At 37.5% G+C, this 17,618-nt stretch carries 19 protein-coding genes; 6 read left to right on the forward strand and 13 right to left on the reverse strand.

The genetic code is table 11. The features are described from left to right. Positions 1-38: 38 nt before the first annotated feature. The 12 genes from IGI68_RS01940 to IGI68_RS01995 all read right to left on the reverse strand — a co-directional run bounded on the left by IGI68_RS01940 (position 39) and on the right by IGI68_RS01995 (position 10,652). Positions 39-2,120 carry a DNA topoisomerase 3 gene (locus tag IGI68_RS01940; protein ID WP_438729979.1) on the reverse strand — a complete coding sequence of 694 codons (2,082 nt, stop codon included), beginning with the start codon at positions 2,118-2,120 and terminating at the stop codon, positions 39-41. Between the two features lie 104 nt (positions 2,121-2,224). Next, positions 2,225-2,587 carry a DUF1033 family protein gene (locus tag IGI68_RS01945; protein ID WP_071874457.1) on the reverse strand — a complete coding sequence of 121 codons (363 nt, stop codon included), beginning with the start codon at positions 2,585-2,587 and terminating at the stop codon, positions 2,225-2,227. Between the two features lie 115 nt (positions 2,588-2,702). Further along, a complete protein-coding gene (gene mnmA / locus IGI68_RS01950) occupies positions 2,703-3,824 on the reverse strand; it encodes a tRNA 2-thiouridine(34) synthase MnmA (protein ID WP_071874456.1) in 1,122 nt (373 codons plus the stop codon). A 533-nt stretch (positions 3,825-4,357) separates the two neighbouring features. After that, the gene (locus tag IGI68_RS01955) at positions 4,358-4,579 is read right to left on the reverse strand and encodes a helix-turn-helix transcriptional regulator (protein ID WP_438729983.1); all 222 of its coding nucleotides are present in this window, start codon (positions 4,577-4,579) and stop codon (positions 4,358-4,360) included. 305 nt (positions 4,580-4,884) lie between these two features. After that, a complete protein-coding gene (locus IGI68_RS01960; RefSeq protein ID WP_071874453.1) occupies positions 4,885-5,229 on the reverse strand; it encodes a DUF1831 domain-containing protein in 345 nt (114 codons plus the stop codon). 90 nt (positions 5,230-5,319) lie between these two features. Beyond that, positions 5,320-6,471, reverse strand: a complete 1,152-nt coding sequence (locus tag IGI68_RS01965; protein WP_438729987.1) for a cysteine desulfurase family protein — start codon at positions 6,469-6,471, stop codon at positions 5,320-5,322. A 450-nt stretch (positions 6,472-6,921) separates the two neighbouring features. Beyond that, positions 6,922-7,890, reverse strand: coding sequence for a ribose-phosphate diphosphokinase (locus tag IGI68_RS01970; protein WP_273230872.1), 969 nt, complete (start codon positions 7,888-7,890; stop codon positions 6,922-6,924). Between the two features lie 70 nt (positions 7,891-7,960). Beyond that, positions 7,961-8,500 carry a C39 family peptidase gene (locus tag IGI68_RS01975; RefSeq protein ID WP_438729990.1) on the reverse strand — a complete coding sequence of 180 codons (540 nt, stop codon included), beginning with the start codon at positions 8,498-8,500 and terminating at the stop codon, positions 7,961-7,963. A 13-nt stretch (positions 8,501-8,513) separates the two neighbouring features. Next, positions 8,514-9,059: a cysteine hydrolase gene (locus IGI68_RS01980; RefSeq protein ID WP_273230868.1), complete on the reverse strand. Its 546-nt coding sequence runs from the start codon at positions 9,057-9,059 to the stop codon at positions 8,514-8,516. A gap of 10 nt (positions 9,060-9,069) precedes the next feature. Next, the gene (locus IGI68_RS01985) at positions 9,070-9,765 is read right to left on the reverse strand and encodes a 5'-methylthioadenosine/adenosylhomocysteine nucleosidase (RefSeq protein WP_273230866.1); all 696 of its coding nucleotides are present in this window, start codon (positions 9,763-9,765) and stop codon (positions 9,070-9,072) included. Positions 9,766-9,796: 31 nt separating this feature from the next. Beyond that, positions 9,797-10,081: a cell wall synthase accessory phosphoprotein MacP gene (gene macP, locus IGI68_RS01990; RefSeq protein WP_273230864.1), complete on the reverse strand. Its 285-nt coding sequence runs from the start codon at positions 10,079-10,081 to the stop codon at positions 9,797-9,799. 1 nt (position 10,082) lies between these two features. Then, the gene (locus IGI68_RS01995) at positions 10,083-10,652 is read right to left on the reverse strand and encodes an NUDIX hydrolase (RefSeq protein ID WP_071874446.1); all 570 of its coding nucleotides are present in this window, start codon (positions 10,650-10,652) and stop codon (positions 10,083-10,085) included. Between the two features lie 178 nt (positions 10,653-10,830). Between IGI68_RS01995 and IGI68_RS02000 the strand changes: the two genes are divergently transcribed. After that, a complete protein-coding gene (locus tag IGI68_RS02000) occupies positions 10,831-11,502 on the forward strand; it encodes a 5-bromo-4-chloroindolyl phosphate hydrolysis family protein (RefSeq protein ID WP_273230862.1) in 672 nt (223 codons plus the stop codon). A gap of 67 nt (positions 11,503-11,569) precedes the next feature. Beyond that, entirely contained in the window at positions 11,570-12,754 is a 1,185-nt protein-coding gene (locus IGI68_RS02005; protein ID WP_438729996.1) for a toxic anion resistance protein, read from the forward strand. Positions 12,755-12,914: 160 nt separating this feature from the next. On the opposite strand, the gene IGI68_RS02010 is transcribed toward IGI68_RS02005, so the two are convergent. After that, positions 12,915-13,829, reverse strand: a complete 915-nt coding sequence (locus IGI68_RS02010; protein ID WP_273230860.1) for a helix-turn-helix domain-containing protein — start codon at positions 13,827-13,829, stop codon at positions 12,915-12,917. Between the two features lie 417 nt (positions 13,830-14,246). On the opposite strand from IGI68_RS02010, the gene IGI68_RS02015 reads away from it, so the two are divergent. The 4 genes from IGI68_RS02015 to IGI68_RS02030 all read left to right on the forward strand — a co-directional run bounded on the left by IGI68_RS02015 (position 14,247) and on the right by IGI68_RS02030 (position 17,614). Next, positions 14,247-14,546, forward strand: a complete 300-nt coding sequence (locus IGI68_RS02015; RefSeq protein ID WP_273230858.1) for a hypothetical protein — start codon at positions 14,247-14,249, stop codon at positions 14,544-14,546. 111 nt (positions 14,547-14,657) lie between these two features. Beyond that, on the forward strand, positions 14,658-15,362 hold the full coding sequence (locus tag IGI68_RS02020) for an ATP-binding cassette domain-containing protein (RefSeq protein WP_273230856.1): 705 nt from the start codon (positions 14,658-14,660) through the stop codon (positions 15,360-15,362). Then, entirely contained in the window at positions 15,352-16,488 is a 1,137-nt protein-coding gene (locus tag IGI68_RS02025; protein WP_273230854.1) for a hypothetical protein, read from the forward strand. The genes IGI68_RS02020 and IGI68_RS02025 overlap by 11 nt, the downstream gene beginning before the upstream one ends. Positions 16,489-16,492: 4 nt before the next feature. After that, complete coding sequence (locus tag IGI68_RS02030; protein WP_273230852.1) at positions 16,493-17,614, forward strand: hypothetical protein; 1,122 nt, start codon at positions 16,493-16,495, stop codon at positions 17,612-17,614. Positions 17,615-17,618: the final 4 nt, after the last annotated feature.

Consider the following 17,618-nt stretch of genomic DNA (forward strand, 5'->3'; position numbering starts at 1 on the left):
GCAAAAAAGAAGGACATTTTTCTGTCCTTCTTTTTTGCTTACTGATCTTTTAACGCAGCCTTCAATGCTTGGGCTAGCGCACTTTCTGCTGGTTCTTCTTCTTGACTATATTTCTTCACTAAGCGACGTTCTTCATGCTTCGTCATTTTTTTCTTTTGTTCTTTTTTATCGAGCATTTTTTCGCTGATACCACAATATTTACACTTGAAAAAGGCGCCATTTTTCCCATCAATAATTTCCATTTTCTTATGGCACTGAGAACAACGATGGTTGGAGACTTTCGGGTCTTTCCGACGGCGATAGCTACAATCTTTACTACTGCAAAGATAAATGACGCCATCTTTTGTCTTACGTTCTCGGAGCGCTTCACCACACTCTGGACAAACTTTTGTGGTTAACGAAAAGTCTTTGTATGCTTCTTGTGATGCTTTAATTTCCGCAACTAAGCGTTTCGTATCGGCCTCAATTTCTTTTAAAAATACTTGCGCCGATTTTTGTCCTTTGGCAATGGCTTCTAAATCTTTTTCCCATTTTTCCGTTAACTCTGGCGTGACCAATGCCGAGTTGACTAACGTTAATAACTGTTTACCTTTAGGGGTTACCGCTAAGACGTTTGCCCGGCGTTCCATCAATTCAGACTTAATCAATTTTTCAATAATTTCAGCACGGGTCGCGGGTGTCCCCAACGAATATTTTTCCATCTGTGCCAGCAAACTACCTTCTGTTGCGAGTTTTGGCGGCGATGTTAACTCTTGATTGACTTGGAAATTCCCCTTGATCGTCTTCAGTTTTTGCCAATCGACTATTTCAGCGGCTTTACCTTCACTTGTTTTCCAACCTGCTTGTAGCACTTGTTCTTGACGGAAGACAAAGTGATTTCCTGCAAAATCAACCGTTGCTTTGACGGTTTGCGTGACGTGTTTATCCGCAAATAATCCTAAGAACCGTTCGACAATTAAGCGATAAATCTTCACTTCATCACTGCTCATTCGATCGACTCTTGGACTTTCCTCTGTTGGAATCAAGGCATAGTGATCGGTTACTTTACTATCGTTAAACACACTCGTTAACTTGACTTGACTGCCTGTTTTCAAATATTCCTTGGCTTTTGGATCAAATCCCGCCACCGCATGTAAGCGATCTTTCATCGTACTAGCGATGTCTTTTGGTAAGTACTTGGAATCCGTTCGAGGATAACTCACTGCTTTATGACTCTCATAGAGACTTTGTACCAAAGACAAGGTTTTCTTCGCAGAATACTGGTACAGTTGATTGGCCACTCGTTGCAACTCAGTTAGATCATACGGTAGTGGCTGATTTAAACTTTTTTCCTTCGTTTCAACCTTAGTGACTTGCCCTAATGTTCCACTTAACGTTTTGACCAAATTTTCTGCTTGTTTTCGTTCACTAAATTGTTGCGGATTTTTTAATTGCAACCGTCCTTTATGCGCTCCGTAAAGCAAATCAATTGAGAAATAGGTAGTTGGGATAAATTTCTCTGCTTTTTCTTGGGCTTGATTGACTAAACTCAATGTCGGTGTTTGTACCCGACCGGCAGATAGACTATCTTGATATTTGACAGTCAACGCACGCGTTACATTCAAGCCGATTAACCAGTCCGCTTTGCCGCGAGCCATGGCCGATTGATACAAATTGTCAAAGTCCTTGGCCGGTTTTAACTGACGAAAGCCTTGTTGAACTGCTTGTTTTGTTTGCGAAGAAATCCAAAGACGCTCCATTGGTTTCGTTGTTTTTAACCATTCAAAAACAAAACGTCCAACTGCTTCTCCTTCTCGTCCACTATCCGTCGCAATGACAATCCCTTTCACATCAGGACGTTTAACCAAATCACCGATGACTTTTAATTGACGATGGGTTTTGGGTAGTGGTTTTAAGCCAATGTTTTTAGGAATCATTGGTAGGGTTTCTAAATTCCATGTTTTCCATTCTTGATTGATATCTTCTGGCAATTTTAAGGATAATAGATGACCATAAGCCCATGTAATGACGTACTGATCACTTTCGAAATAATCTTTCCCTTTTGGACTCGCCCCTAAAACTTTGGCGAAATCCTTGGCAACGCTCGGTTTTTCGGTTAATACTAGTTTTTTATTCATCATTTCTCCTTTACTAAATCCGGCGAGAATCGTTTTTCTCGCGACAGACAAAAAAACTGTTACTTACTCTATTATAAGCAACAGTTTCTTTTCGTCAAAATCATTTTTTATTTACGCTGACAGATCTTCGCTTTTTCTTTATCATTGAGAATATTTTGATAAAAAGTACGATCGACTTCAATGGTCACGGGATGATACTCCTGTAGTAAGGCTAAACCGAGATATAATTGGAGCCCTTCGACACATTCTTCACACCAGTATTCTTCTCCGTCATTCCAAAAAGCCGTTAGGAAATTGGGCTTCACGTGAACATGCTCATACTTTTCGCGCAGTTCAAGCCATTGTTTGGCATATTCTTCTTTTGCTTCTTCCAAAGTGTCAAATTGTTTTAGTCCGCGAATTTCATCTTGCCAACCTTCAAAAAACCACCATGGCTCATTTTCTCCATATAACGTTAGGACCTGATACATTTTTCACACCTCGTACTTTTTCTTTGATATTAAAGCTATAGTAGTCAGTTTTATGAAATGTTTCAATGTTTTTGCTTGTGAAGAAAAAGGCTTAGATTCAAGAAGCAAACGCGGATTAGATATACGGTAAAATCGTATCACCTTGGTAGGCTTGGTCAATCAAACCGCCACCCAAACAAGTCATGCCATCATAAAAGACAACTGCTTGTCCTGGAGTAACGGCTCTAGCTGGGGTATCAAAAATAACTTCCGCTTGATCATCCCCTAAGAGTCGCACCGTTACGGGAACATCTTGTTGGCGATAACGGAATTTTGCGGTACAACGAAACTCTTTTGGTTTTGCTTCATTCGTTGTAAAATGAATCACACTCGCCGTTAATTTATCGGCAAATAATTGTGGGTGGTTAAATCCTTGTCCCACATAAAGCGTATTGGTCGCTAAATCTTTGCCAATTACAAACCATGGTTCTTGGCTAGCGCCGCCCCCACCAATTCCGAGTCCTTGACGTTGACCGATTGTATAATACATTAAGCCATCATGATTGCCTTTCACTTCGCCGTCAAGCGTCACCATTTTACCACCTTGCGCAGGTAAATATTGGCCTAAAAATTGTTTGAAGTTTTTTTCACCAATGAAACAAACACCGGTTGAATCTTTTTTCTTCGCCGTCGCTAAGTCAGCAGCTTCTGCTAATCGACGGACTTCTGATTTCTCCATTCCACCTAATGGGAACATGGTTTTTTGTAACTGTTCTTGAGATAGTTGACTCAAAAAGTATGTTTGGTCTTTATTATTATCGACCCCACGTAACATTTGAACCACACCATTTTCATCTTTGACCGCTTGGGCATAATGGCCTGTCGCCACGTAATCTGCCCCAAGATCCATTGCATAGTCTAAAAAGGCTTTGAATTTAATTTCCTTATTACACATGACATCTGGATTTGGCGTCCGGCCAGCACGGTATTCTGCTAAGAAATATTCAAAGACACGATCCCAATATTCCTTCTCAAAATTGACCGAATAATACGGCACTCCAATTTGTGCAGCAACTTTCGCTACATCTTTGTAATCTTCTGTTGCCGTACAAACGCCATTTTCATCGGTATCATCCCAATTTTTCATAAAGATACCAATCACATCATAGCCTTGTTCTTTTAACAAAAGCGCTGTTACTGACGAGTCCACCCCGCCACTCATGCCGACAACGACACGTGTGTTACTGTTGTCTGTCATGAATATCACCATCATTTCAATCTAAATTCTGAATTTCTACGATTTGAAGGTCGCAACTTTTTCAGTACTTGCCATTATACAAGAAGTTCATGAAAATTTCACGAGAATCTACTTTTTTTTAGAAAATATTAGCCTTTGACTTAATTGCTGATTAGAAAACAAAAGAGAGTATGACCATTGATAGAAAAACAGTTATAATTGTTAATCCTGCAATGAGTATCACAGTACTAATCGCAGTCAAAGAGATGATATTAAAATAGAGTAAAAGAAGGAGAACAAACAAGTAAAAGAGTAAGGAAAAATAAGAATAGAACACACTCTTTTCACGAATAATTCGGATTCTTTCATCTTTCTGATAAAATTGTGGTTGTAAATAAAATAAAGATAAATTAACAACGGCACCCGAAAAAATAAGAATCAACATTGGGAAGTTCAGGTTGCCACTCATAAACAAATAAATACTTTCAAATAATAAGAATACTCCTATAATTAAATAACCTATTCTTAGATTCATTTCATTCACTCCAATATGATTAAATTTTCTTATAATCTTCTGCTTCTAAAAAAAATAGTTTCTCAACAGTTGTTTCAAATAATTCAGCTAATATCATCGCCAAAGGTAATGAGGGATTGTAACGTCCTTTTTCAATAGATATAATCGTTTGTCTAGAGACGCCTAGTTTTTCTGCTAATTTATCTTGAGAAAAACCAGATTCTTGTCGGTATTCCTTCAACTTATTTTTCAACTCATCCACTCCTATACTCCAACTTTATAGTAAAGTAAACTTTACGTCAAGTGAACTTTACATATATGATTTAAAAAATGTCCCTCTAACATATAAGAGAGACATTTTAAAACTATTGATAGTATTGCGACTGCGCATTCCATAACTCTGCATACTTTCCCTCTTTTTTTGCGATAAGAGTTTCATGGTTGCCTCTTTAATCAATCACTTGATCATCACAAACCGCAATTTTATAAATCATCTTAAACTCCTTTAAAATCAATAAAAAACTTGAAACAAAGAATTTCTCCTAACTGTCTCAAGTTTTCAACTAATTATTCTGCTTTTTCAAATAAGCCGCGGCTAATGAAACCATCCATTAAGAAATAAAATTTCTCTTGGAGCATCTCATGTTGGGTGCCTTTAAATAGATTCACTGCTTTTAAGCCATTCGCGGTCGTAATCGACATTTTTAACGTTTTAATATCTGCATCCACGGTAATTTTTAATTTAAAGCCTTCTTTACTTTGGGGTGTTGCTTCTAATGGACGAATTAGTTGGAAATTGCCTCCGTTTGTTTCTGTAAAACCATTATCCCGTAACGTATAACGCTTTGCTTGGGGCGCAATCCGATAAAATACATCTGACCCTAATACTGTTGCTTTTTGCTGAAATGCCATTTTTCCACCTCTTTTATTCTCTTTCCTTAATTATAAGAGTTTCTGTTGCTTTTTACTAGTCTCTTCGAATCAATTTATTTCACTAATGGTTTACTCGCTTGAATCTTTTTTCAACCGTTTTACCGTTGCAATCAAGGTATCTGTTAGCATCACAACTTCGTCTTGCGTATTGCGATAACCAAAGCTTATCCGGATAGACTCTTTTAGGCTTTGATGATCCTTGCCATACATCGCTTCTAATACATGCGACGGCTCGACATCGCCTGCACTACATGCCGATCCGGTTGAAATGGCGATTCCTTGTAAATCAAGGTGCATTAAGAGTAAGTTACTTGGAACACCAAAGAAGCGCAAATTTAAAATATGAGGGAGGTGATGTTCCATATCACCATTCACTTCAAACTGGATGCCTTCTTGGTTCAACCGTTCCAATACATAAGTATGAAACTGTTGGTAGACTTCCCAGTTGATTTGTTGCTGTTCTTCCGTTAAGAAATCAATTGCCGAAGCCATTCCGACAATCCCTACTAAGTTTTCAGTTCCTGCCCGCCGTTTTTCTTCTTGGGATCCACCATGGAGAATTTTGGCTAATTTTACGCCTTCTTTTTGGTATAAGAAGCCAACACCTTTTGGACCATTAATTTTATGGGCAGAAATGCTTAGTAAATCAATATTCGCGGCTTTCGGATTTAAAGGGATTTTCCCATAAACTTGTACCGCGTCTGTATGAAACGTTGCCGGATGGTCGGCTAATATTTCTCCTATTTCTTCAATGGGAAAAATCACACCCGTCTCGTTATTAGCATACATCACAGAGACTAAAATAGTGTCTGCTCTGAGCGCTTTTTTCAGTTGTTGCGGAGTAATTTGGCCGACCTTATTCACAGGTAAGTAGGTAACTTCAAAACCTTGGCTCTCTAAATAGTTCATCGTATTTAAAACGGCAGGATGTTCGACATCCGTTGTAATCAGATGTTTTCCTTCGTGTTGGCGCGCGAAGGCCGTTCCAATGATTGCCATGTTATCGCCTTCCGTTCCTCCGCTAGTAAAGACGATTTCGTTCGCTTTGACTTGCAACTGACGGGCAATGGTTTGTCGGGATTTTTCTAATGTTTCGTGCGCTGTCCGTCCATTGCGATGAATACTGGAAGGATTGCCATACACTTGTTCCAAAATCGTAGTCATTTCTGAGATGACTTCTGGACGAATCGGTGTTGTTGCAGCATGATCAAAATAAGGCATAATTTTCCTCCTAAAAATACTAAATATGGTGAAAAAACGTGACCCTTCATTAGCGAAAGTGTCACGTTTTTATTGGTTGAAACGGCATAAAACAAGCAGCGTCTCGGTGATAAGTCCTAATCTTGCCAAAAGTAAAAAACACTTTTGAAAGATTTTGCCTTATCACTCGTCACTAGACGCTTCTTTTATGGCCTCTGTAATCTGAAACGGCACAAAACAAGCAGTGTCTCGGTGATAAGTCCTAATCTTGCCAAAAGTAAAAAACACTTTTGAAAGATTCTTCCTTATCACTCGTCACTAGACGCTTCTTTTATGGCCTCTGTAATCTGAAACGGCACAAAACAAGCAGTGTCTCGGTGATAAGTCTTAATCTTACCAAAAGTAAAAAACACTTTTGAAAGATTTTGCCTTATCACTCGCAGTTAGGCGCTTTATGAATAACCTCTTATCTTACATATAACTTTTTGGTTCTAAATGAAACAGTGGGCTCATTGGTGTGTTTTCATGGATGCGTTTCATGGCTTCACCCATTAACGCTGAACAAGTGATGTATGTCATATTGCTTGGGTGACGCTCATCTTCTGTGAAGCAAGAGTCTGTCACGCAAATATCAACGATAGCGGCTTCTTCAAGCGTTTTTTTCGCTGGTGGTGAAAGCAGTGCGTGAGAAGCACAAGCATAGACTTCTTTGGCGCCAGCTTCCATTAATAAACGAGCAGCTGTCGCAAACGTTTGGCCTGTATTCAACATATCATCGACCATGATACATTTTTTACCGACGACGTTACCAATGACGTAGCCTTCTTCTAATGCTTCGTCTTGATCGACAATTGCCAATGTCGTATTTAAATATTCGGCTAAACTACGTGTTCGTTGCACGCCACTATTTTTCGGTGAGACAACGACATAGTCATCTCCTTCCATCCCTTTTTCTTTGTAATAATGGGCAAATAAAGGCATGGTAAATAAATTATCGACAGGGATATCAAAAAATCCTTGGACTTGAACCGTGTGTAAGTCGAGCGTTAACACTCTTGTCGCACCGGCTTCAACGAGCATGTTCGCAATTAATTTGGCACTAATTGGTTCATGAGGTTTCGCTGTACGGTCTTGACGAGAATAAGCATAGTACGGTAAAACGACGTTCACTGTTTTAGCACTCGCACGTTTCATGGCATCGATCATAATTAATAATTCCATGTATGCGTTGTTGACTGGTTCGTTCGTTGCTTGAATGATATAAGTATTGATACCACGTACACTTTCTTCAATGTTGATTGAAATCTCACCATCGGCAAAAGTTTTCACGAGAGATTTACCTAATTTTTTTCCAAAAGCACTTGCAATTTTTTCTGCTAATGGCAAATTACCATTTAAACTAAAAATTTTGACTGACTCATCTTGGTATTGATTACTCATAAGACCCTCCGCTTGTTTGTTGTTTAGTCACATACTCCATTGCCATTCTATCACTAATTGTGGTTACAATTCAAGGTAAAGAGACAGTCCCGTTGACCCATTTTGCAGGAATCACCGCACAATAACTTCCCCAATTATCATGAACTTTAAAATAGCGTTCGCCCGTCGCGGTTTCTTTATAGGCATAAGCCACAACCCAGTGATTACCGTATGTACTACCACATAATTTATTTAGTCCAATGATCACAGGTTTTCCTTGGTCAATCCGCTTAACCGCTCGTTGCCATCCCCCAATCATAGTCGCTCTTGCCCGAACATTTTGCTGATAACGTCCTAAAAAACTCGAGACGCCATGCGCTACTTGAAAAGCAATCGTCGGCATGCCATATCGTTGAATAAACAATTGCAAGAAAGCGGCAAGTGTTGCCCCATCTGTTGCCTTTTTTTGACGAATAAAACTTGGAATCATCTGCTCATCAACATAGTCTTGATAATAAGCCAAGAGAACACTCGCTGCATACGTCCCGCATAAATAGCCTCTTGGCGTGCGCCAATTGCGATATGCTTTAAATCGTTCTTCGGGTAAGCCGTGCCAAATCTCTTTTTCCATTTTTTTCGCTCCTTTACACAATCGTTGCGCCTAACGCTCCGCTAAAGTGTCGTAAAGCCCACTCATGACCGACGGGATCAAAACTTGCGACACTGTTCTCAACAATAAACAGACGATATCCTAAATTATACGCATCAATGGCGGTGTGCAAGACACAAATATCGGTACAAACACCTGTCAAGTACAGGTCCGTAATGTGACGTTCTCTTAAGCGAATATCTAAGTCGGTACCACTAAATGCTGAGTAATGACGCTTGTCAATCCAGTAGACATTCGTTTTTTCTTTGTATTGCTCATAAAGAGGCGCTAATGAACCAAAAAGTTCGCGACCCGTTGTTCCCGCTAAATTATGCGGAGGAAATAGCTTGTTTTCAGGATGGAACGCATCTTCTTTTTCATGTCGATCAATGGCAAAAACGACGAAATCACCGGCTTCAATAAATTCTTTCGTAACTTGAACAAGGGCTGTTTCAATTTTTTGACCTTCTTCTGCAGTTGTTAAGGCACCTTTTGTTGCAACAAAATCCCACGTATAATCAATCGATAGTAAAGCTTTCATTTTCCCACTCCTATTCACATAAGTTGATAAAATGTAACACCATTTCGGCTGAACGTTTCCCTGCCAACTCGATAAATTCATCAAAACTAACGGTGGCATCATGATCGGCAGTATCACTCATCGCCCGGACAACGAGACAAGGGACATCAAATTGAAAGGCGGTTTGGGCAATCGCTGCGCCTTCCATTTCACATGCTAATGCTTCTGGGAAATGACTTAAAATCGTGGCTAATGTTGTTGGATCGGCAATAAAACTATCACCTGTGACAATTAAGCCCGATTTCACTTGATGCTTGGTTTCTTTGGCTGCTTGACTCATCAAAGTAGCAAAGGCGTGATCCGTTTCATAATATAGAGGCATGCCACCTGGGACTTGGCCATATTGGTACCCAAAAACGGTTGCATCGACGTCATGATACGCTAATTTATCCGCAATCACGAGATCTCCCACCGCTAGACCAGCACCAATTCCTCCTGCAGAACCGGTGTTAATCACTAATGCTACACCGTATTGTTGAATCAACAAGCTTGTTGTAATCGAAGCTAATACTTTCCCAATTCCAGACTGTACGACGATGACTTCATGCTTCCCGATTGTTCCTTGGTAAAATGTCGCTCCTGCTTTTTGCCACGTGGTTTGGTTTTCTAAATGTTCTCGCAATAACGTCACTTCTTGAGCCATCGCGCCAATAATTCCAATTTTCATTGTTGATACTCCATTCTGTTTATTCTAGCAATCATAAGAAAAATACCATTAACAAGACAAGGATAATTAACACGGTCACAATCAGAATCCACTTCATCAAGAAATGATTCATACGTCGTGATTTTTCTTTTTCACCCGTACGCGTTTTTTGAATAGTTGATTGTTGCTTCGCTTGTTTCCGATAATAATTGTTTATTTTCTTTTCTTCTTGTTGATAGTCTCTTTGCGCTTGCTTTTGTTCTTTTGTTTGCTCTGATGGTGACTCTATTTTGCGCTTTCTTAACTCAGAGCGTGTCACTAATGGTCCTTTTGCCATATTAATCCCTTTCTTTGCTTATTAATAATTCCCAATATTGGATAGCGAAAATCGTTTTTGCATCACAAATTTCTTGGGTCGCCATTTTTGCTTTTGCTTCTTCTAACGTCAACTCGAAAATCTCTAATACTTCGTCTTCATCTTGCGGTAATGGCTCATCCACTTTTGTTAAGTTTTTGGCATGATACACGTGTAGCAGCTCATCCGAAAATCCTGGCGACAAATACATGGACGTCAAGTGTTCGAATGCCGTCGCCTGATAGCCAGTTTCTTCTTCTAATTCGCGCATCCCCGTTTGAAGAGGCGTATGGCCTTCTCCTTGTTCAATCTTCCCCGCAGGAATTTCTAAAATAACTTTTTCTAACGGTTTACGAAATTGTTTGACTAAAACAATTTTATTGTCAGGCGTAATGGCTAAAATCCCTACGCCACCAGGATGAAAAACGAGTTCTCTTTGTGAGGTACCGCCTTGAGGCAACGCGACATCATCTAAATAAACGTCAATAATGTTACCCTTAAAAATTTCTTTGCGCGCAATGGTTTTTTCTTCAAAATCCTCGTAACCCAGCATTGAGTCTGATGCCCCTTCCTAATCCCTATTTCTTCATATTTTAACACACAATTGTTTATAAAATTCCTAAATTATCAAAATCAATCCCAAGTCGTATATTTTTATTAATTAGAACATGATAAAATGAATAGTGTAATCAATACTGGTTTATTTTATAGGAATATAGGAGGCGTAATCAATGAAAAAAAATCCATACGGGAAGATTCTGGCCATCAGCTTGATACTCCTCATAATCTTTAGTGCTACAGGCTTCCAAAATTCGGGAAATCTTGTTCTTTTTCTTTTAGGGGTTGCATTGTTAGTTTTTGCTTTTCGCTCTAAAGCAAAAGAATCACCACAAGAAGCTCTCCCGTCGCTCACAAAAAAACGCGAAGAAGCCTATTTAGCTAGTGGGATGAGTCCACGCGAAATTACCCTTTTTCGTGAAACACTCAATCAAGCAAAGCAACAAATTGATCAATTGCAACAAAACATTCATGTCAACACCAAATTAAAAGCAATTGATTTACGACATGATACGTTACGCGCAGCCAAAGGGTTGTTCAAAGCGCTTGTCAAAGAACCGACACGACTCCACGAAGCCAATCATTTTTTATATACTCATTTACCGAATATGGTTGATTTAACAAATAAATATATCGAAATTAATAACCATGAAGTAAAAAGTCGTGAAACCTATGAAAAAATGGAAGAAAGCATCCAAATCATTGATCAACTTGCTTCGTTAATTACTTCTGATTACCAACAATTTGTTTCAGACGATTTAGAAGAATTGGATATTGAGTTATCGATTGCCAAACAGAGCTTAAAAAGAGATAATACATATAATCAAACAGACTCACAAAAATAATCTTGGAAGAGCTGGGGGAACATTCCGGTTCTTTTTTATGACTCACTGAATTAAAGGAGGATTTTCAATGACAACTAATGAACCTGCTACAAACGTATCTGATACTTTGGATGATTTATTAAATAATCCCTTTGAAACAAATACGGATAATCTGACTGTGAATCAACAAACCGAATTAAATGAATTACAACAGCAACAAACAGCTCCTCGCATGATGGACCGCTTATCGACTGAAAGACAACAACAAGCCCGAGAATTAGCTTCTAAAATCGATTCTAATGATCAACAAGCTGTGATTACTTACGGATCAGCGGCTCAAACGAAACTCAGTGAATTCTCTCAATCGATGTTAAATCACGTGCAAGCTTCCGACATCGGACCGGTTGGGGATTCCCTCACGGAACTAATGTATCGCTTGCAAGAAGCCAATCCGGATGACTTACGCGCCGGCGAGGGCAATGTTTTTAAACGGATGTTTGGGAAAGTGAAACAATCCATTTTCGAAGTAACGGCGAAATACCAAAAGATTGGCGCTCAAATTGATAAAGTTGCCATTAAATTGGACAAAGAAAAAGAAGGCTTATTAAAAGATAACCTTCTTTTAGAACAACTCTATCAAAAAAATAAAGATTACTTTGAAGCCTTAAACATTTATATTGCTGCTGGTGAGTTAAAAATGGAAGAATTGCAAAATGAAATTATTCCTGCAGCTATGAAAAAAGCGGAAGAAACGGGCGATCAAATGGACGTCCAAATTGTCAACGACTACACTCAATTCTTAGATCGCTTAGACAAACGAACGCACGATTTACGTTTGACGCGCCAAATTACGATTCAACAAGCGCCACAAATTCGTTTAATTCAAAATACGAATCAAGCACTAGCAGAAAAAATACAAGCTTCTATCCATACCGCGATTCCATTATGGAAAAACCAAGTGGCCATCGCCTTGACATTGCTTCGTCAAAAAGATGCGGTCACTGCTCAACGTCAAGTTGCTGAAACCACAAATGACTTATTAAAGAAAAATTCCGAATTGCTAAAAGTTTCTGCGATTGAAACAGCCCGCGAAAATGAGCGTGGCATTGTTGACGTCGAAACGTTACAACAAACTCAAAATGACTTAATTGAAACGATCCAAGAAACATTACGTATCCAGCAAGAAGGAAAAGAAAAACGTCATGCCGCTGAGATTGAACTCGGTCACATGGAAGAAGATTTAAAACAAAAATTACTTGATTTAACACAATAATAGAGCGAAAAAAGATGACATCCCTGTCATCTTTTTTCACTCTATTCACCTTTTCGACGTAGCTAGCATAAGGCATTTTCAACGGTCCACTAGTGTCGGAGATCCTTTTGACGTTTTTTTGTCAATGAGTTGTAGAACTTCAAAAAAAGATAATTGAATATTAAATCGTTTCAAAAAGTTTTAAATCTTTGTCCATTTCTAACAATATTTGATTATGCGCGATGTTATCGCCTAATAGCATCGCTGTTTGCGCAGCCACAACATACGTTTCCTTTGCTTTTTCTATATCACTTAAATGAAATAATAGATACTTTGCTTCCATCATCTGCAAGATGGGCTTCTTTTGAAATTCTTGATTTTCCTCAGAAATCATCTTGGAAATATCTAACAATTTTTTATACGTTTCGTAGTCTTTCAATTCAGATAAAAAGTGTAATGCAAAAATATGAACTCTTATCGCAAGATATGCATTCAAATCGTTCGAATAATTAGAGTTACTGATTATCTTTTTTAATACTTTATTAGTCGTACTCGTCATCTTATAAGAAGTACTTTTCCCATATGTATACAAGAGATATAAGTAAATCAGTAAAAAATCGATTTCAATTAATTCTTGCTTTATTAAAGACTGTTGTAGGTATTCCTTTAATAAGCCTGATTCAAATTGTATATTCTCAAAAACTAACACATCTGTAGTAGCTTTTAAAACATCGATAACCACTTGCTCGCTTTCTCCAATAGAATCATAAAATTCCCCATACATTTGATCAAATAATAAATTAATCTTTTCTACTCGAGTAGGATCTTTATAGATTGTTTGCTTAATGATTTTATTTTTTAGAATGATATATTCTTTAGATAACTCAATATATGAGTCATCCATTAAGTAATTTAAAGATATGTTTAACTTGTCCGCTAGAAAAGTCAGTTTTGTTAACGTTGGGAGGGATTTTCCAGTCTCTATCCTAGCTAGTTGTCGGATTGTAATATTAGATTCATCTTCGCAAACCATTTCGCGTGTTAATTTTTGCTTTTCTCTGGCTGCTCGTATTTTTCTTCCTAAACTTAATTTCATTCTAGTTACCTCCCTTTCAACTACTTATCTTTCGCTTTTTTTAAATACAATACTTTGATGGGTATATTTAACTTATTCTATCACAATCAAATATCACTATCCTATGTTTTTATCAATTTTATATATCAAACTTTCTCTATAATAATGTACATGTTCACTCTCTTTAGTGCTTGTTCCATTACTCTTTTGTTATCTCTTCGATTACAAAAACAACTAAAAGAACATGACATTCACGTCATGTTCTTTTAGTTGTTTTTAGGATAAATTGTAAATAAAGAATATTTAAGAGGTGAAAGGATGAACTACATAATTGATTTTTTATCAAATTTCCCTTGGTATGCTGGCTGAGTAAAATATTATTGTGATTTGACATCACAATTTAAATATTAAATATATTATACGAGGTTGGTAATAATTATGAAAAAACGTGTCATTTCATCTCTACTTGCATTAAGTTTTGTACCAATCGGAATTATCAACAATATTGAAGTTGCTGCCGATCAAGCACCAACACCTCGAATTAAGATTGCTGTTGTCGAAAATTACTACACTGTAACTCAATTCAAAGATGGTTCTTATACTCCAAAACGCGATATAACAACTCGAGATTTACGTTACAACACGAGCTTTGTTCGTACAGGTTATAACAATATCAGTCAAACATCCGCTGGTACTTCAACGATATGGAGACGACAAAACACTTATAATGTTTGGTAATAAAAACTGGCTTCGTTACGCGGAGTCAGTTTTTATCTTTTTATTATGATAAAATGTTAACTATTAAACAATAATCAAAAGAATAATAATAGCTATTTTAAGGAGGTCTATATGTTAAAAATATCAAACTTGACGGTCAGCTATAAAAAACAGCAAGTATTAAATGACTTAACCCTTACATTAAAAAAAGGTGATGTACTAGGATTAATTGCGCCTAATGGTTCTGGGAAGACCACCTTCCTCAACAGTATTGTTGGATTAATTCCTCGAGAATCCGGTTCTTTTATTTTGAATCATTCGATTGCTTATGAAAAGCAACGAGAAGCTTATTTGAAAGAAATCTTTTTCCTTGAAAACTCTCAAAATCTATACCCTGATTTAACGGTTCAACAACACTTAGAAATGGTTAAAGAGCTTTGGCAATCAACGGTGTCAATCACTGATACTTTGAATATTTTCCATATCAATCGTTTTCAACATAAAAAAGTACGACAACTTTCATTAGGGATGAAACAACAACTGCTTCTTTCTTTATATTATATAAGCGATGCTAGAGTGCTCTTGTTTGACGAGCCTTTGAATGGTTTGGATCCCACGAATATTCAACTTTTCAATGCGTTGATACAGTCGTTCGTAAAACGAGGAAAGACAATCATCATGTCCTCTCACAATTTAGGAAATGTTGCTGAATTATGTACGAAAGTGGCTTTTTTACATGAGGGTAAATTACATGAAACAAATAGTGTCACCGAAGATCTGCAAGAGCAATATAATCAACTATTCAATGGTTCGGAGGTATTTTTAAATGAAATATGAATTTTTGAAAATCAATCGTTGGCTAGTGTTGACCCTAATCACCATTTTTATTGGGATTGGCATCCTACCGCTATTACAAAACAAGACCAATCAAACGGATGTCGACAGCCAAAAAGAGCAATATTATCAAGAAAATCAGGAGTTATTACAAAGTGCTATTCATTCAATGAAGGCCACAGAAGCACCTGCCGATTTGATTGCAGTAAGTGAGAAAGAATTGGCTGCTTATCAAGAAGGTTTAAGCGGCATTACTCAAAAAAATAAGCATCAACAAATCACTGCGGAATCTGAAATTGCTAAGATTCAACTCGAGAAAGCGAAAAACGGAAATTTACTCGGCGCAACCATTCCTGAATTGGAACTAAGAATCAAGGAACTTGAGTTTTTTGAGCATTCAGAGATTGAGTGGGTTGATCCCTTTTTTACAGCCGTTCCCCCAGCGAGTCATTTTTTGCTAAATACTTTTTTACAATTATCATACCCTCTGTTACTAAGTATGGGTACCTTATTGATTGCTTTGTTCTGTAGTTATGAACATCGCAAGAACACGGCGAACTTTATGCGTAGTACGCCGCAAAAGCTAAGTAAAATTATGTGGCATAAAATTGGTGTTATGATGCTGACACTTTCAGGATTTCTAATCACAGGGACGTTGGGGATTTATCTGATTTCAGTACTGAAAGGTGGCATCGGAAATTTTAACTATCCTATTTTTTATTTAGACTCGCAGCAAATCATTCACCAAACAACGATAATAACTTATTTACTGTTATTATTTTTTAGTACCCTACTTTTTTTCTTTTTGCTAACAGTTATTGGTTATTTACTGCAAAACATTTTTACGCAATTCCTTTTCATTTTTTTATTTTTAGCACTCTGCATTTTCCCATTGGCACTAGGTGGAATGAGTACCTTTATTCCAGTCACAATCGCTAAATGGTTACCTACAAATTATTGGGATTTCCCCCGATTGATTTTAGGAAATAATCCTTGGGGGGCGGCTGCAATTTCTTTTGAAAAAGGGATTTTTTTAATGGTCCTTAGCATTCTACTATTCTTTATTTTAAACCGAATCCTAATGAAACGAAGCGAAGTAAATATCAATTCTCAAGAGATAAGTAGGTGAGCAAATGAAATGGGAAATAGAGAAACTACGAAGCAAAAAGATAAATGCACTACCACCTCTTTTATTTTTATTATTACTACTAATCCCCTGCTTTATTCAATTAACGGTCTCGCAAAATAAAAGAGATGAGCAACGATATCTTAACATTAAAGCAAATCAAGTAGCGGATGCGCAAGAAATCGAACGACTACACCAAAATAACGGAAATTTAAACAGAATTGAAACGTTGGAAGAAAAATCAATTCTTTATAGTCAACAACTTGAATCATTGGAAAAAAAGGATTACCTAGACCAGCTAAAGGCGGAAAGCCAGCTCGCTAAAATCGATTACGAGGACATGTTAGCTTCGAAACAGACTGGACAGTATGTCGATGATCAAAAAATACTGGTAACAAAACTTGATTACTTTATCGAAAAAGAAATGACAGTCTTTGACCCACGTCACTCCCAAAAACTGCCGTTGGTTAATTATTTTATCTACTTTAGTCAGTTGATTCCTTCTATCGCTGTTTGGGGGATGTTACTTCTTTTTCTAAGCAAATTTTTTACCGATGAATATACAGATAAAACCGTTGCATGGAATTGGCTTACTCCACGGAAACCCTTTAAAATTCTGCAACAAAAAAGTTGGATATATTGGCTTTGGATGAGTCTCAGTCTCTTATTACCACTAGTCATCATTTCAGTCTTGATTGCTATTTGGAATAGCTTGGGTGAAAGCCAGTATCCCCTATTTTTTATGGATAAACAGCAAAACGTTTCGATGAAATTGGCCGATCAATACTTGTTTCAACTTTTTATTGGAACATTTTTTTTAGTCGTTTTCTTAACTTCGCTGTGCGCATTTATCGCAACCATTTGTCATAACTATCCATTGACGCTTGGCATTGCCTTTGGTCTCTCTTTGATGAGTACTTGGCTTTCGAATGATACTCTGGCATCTAGTGGATTTTATCCTGGAAACTTCTTTCAGATGCCAAAATTTATAATCGAGAATCAGACTGCAGAGATTTATAAGATGTACGTTAGTTTGATTGCTTTAAGCCTTATTTTCTGGATTCTGTTGAAAATAGCGACTCACTGGAAAGGAAAAGGTAAAGCCAATCTTCTAAGGTTTAAACAATAATAAG

It is taken from the genome of Enterococcus sp. DIV1314a (assembly GCF_051713805.1).
Classification (GTDB): domain Bacteria; phylum Bacillota; class Bacilli; order Lactobacillales; family Enterococcaceae; genus Enterococcus_I; species Enterococcus_I aquimarinus.

Coding starts and splice junctions, on each gene's coding strand:
- IGI68_RS01940 (WP_438729979.1), bottom strand. CDS start 2,120: ATGATGAATAAAAAACTAGTATTAACCGAAAAACCGAGCGTTGCCAAG.
- IGI68_RS01945 (WP_071874457.1), bottom strand. CDS start 2,587: ATGTATCAGGTCCTAACGTTATATGGAGAAAATGAGCCATGGTGGTTT.
- mnmA (WP_071874456.1), bottom strand. CDS start 3,824: ATGACAGACAACAGTAACACACGTGTCGTTGTCGGCATGAGTGGCGGG.
- IGI68_RS01960 (WP_071874453.1), bottom strand. CDS start 5,229: ATGGCATTTCAGCAAAAAGCAACAGTATTAGGGTCAGATGTATTTTAT.
- IGI68_RS01965 (WP_438729987.1), bottom strand. CDS start 6,471: ATGCCTTATTTTGATCATGCTGCAACAACACCGATTCGTCCAGAAGTC.
- IGI68_RS01970 (WP_273230872.1), bottom strand. CDS start 7,890: ATGAGTAATCAATACCAAGATGAGTCAGTCAAAATTTTTAGTTTAAAT.
- IGI68_RS01975 (WP_438729990.1), bottom strand. CDS start 8,500: ATGGAAAAAGAGATTTGGCACGGCTTACCCGAAGAACGATTTAAAGCA.
- IGI68_RS01980 (WP_273230868.1), bottom strand. CDS start 9,059: ATGAAAGCTTTACTATCGATTGATTATACGTGGGATTTTGTTGCAACA.
- IGI68_RS01985 (WP_273230866.1), bottom strand. CDS start 9,765: ATGAAAATTGGAATTATTGGCGCGATGGCTCAAGAAGTGACGTTATTG.
- macP (WP_273230864.1), bottom strand. CDS start 10,081: ATGGCAAAAGGACCATTAGTGACACGCTCTGAGTTAAGAAAGCGCAAA.
- IGI68_RS01995 (WP_071874446.1), bottom strand. CDS start 10,652: ATGCTGGGTTACGAGGATTTTGAAGAAAAAACCATTGCGCGCAAAGAA.
- IGI68_RS02000 (WP_273230862.1), top strand. CDS start 10,831: ATGAAAAAAAATCCATACGGGAAGATTCTGGCCATCAGCTTGATACTC.
- IGI68_RS02005 (WP_438729996.1), top strand. CDS start 11,570: ATGACAACTAATGAACCTGCTACAAACGTATCTGATACTTTGGATGAT.
- IGI68_RS02010 (WP_273230860.1), bottom strand. CDS start 13,829: ATGAAATTAAGTTTAGGAAGAAAAATACGAGCAGCCAGAGAAAAGCAA.
- IGI68_RS02015 (WP_273230858.1), top strand. CDS start 14,247: ATGAAAAAACGTGTCATTTCATCTCTACTTGCATTAAGTTTTGTACCA.
- IGI68_RS02020 (WP_273230856.1), top strand. CDS start 14,658: ATGTTAAAAATATCAAACTTGACGGTCAGCTATAAAAAACAGCAAGTA.
- IGI68_RS02025 (WP_273230854.1), top strand. CDS start 15,352: ATGAAATATGAATTTTTGAAAATCAATCGTTGGCTAGTGTTGACCCTA.
- IGI68_RS02030 (WP_273230852.1), top strand. CDS start 16,493: ATGAAATGGGAAATAGAGAAACTACGAAGCAAAAAGATAAATGCACTA.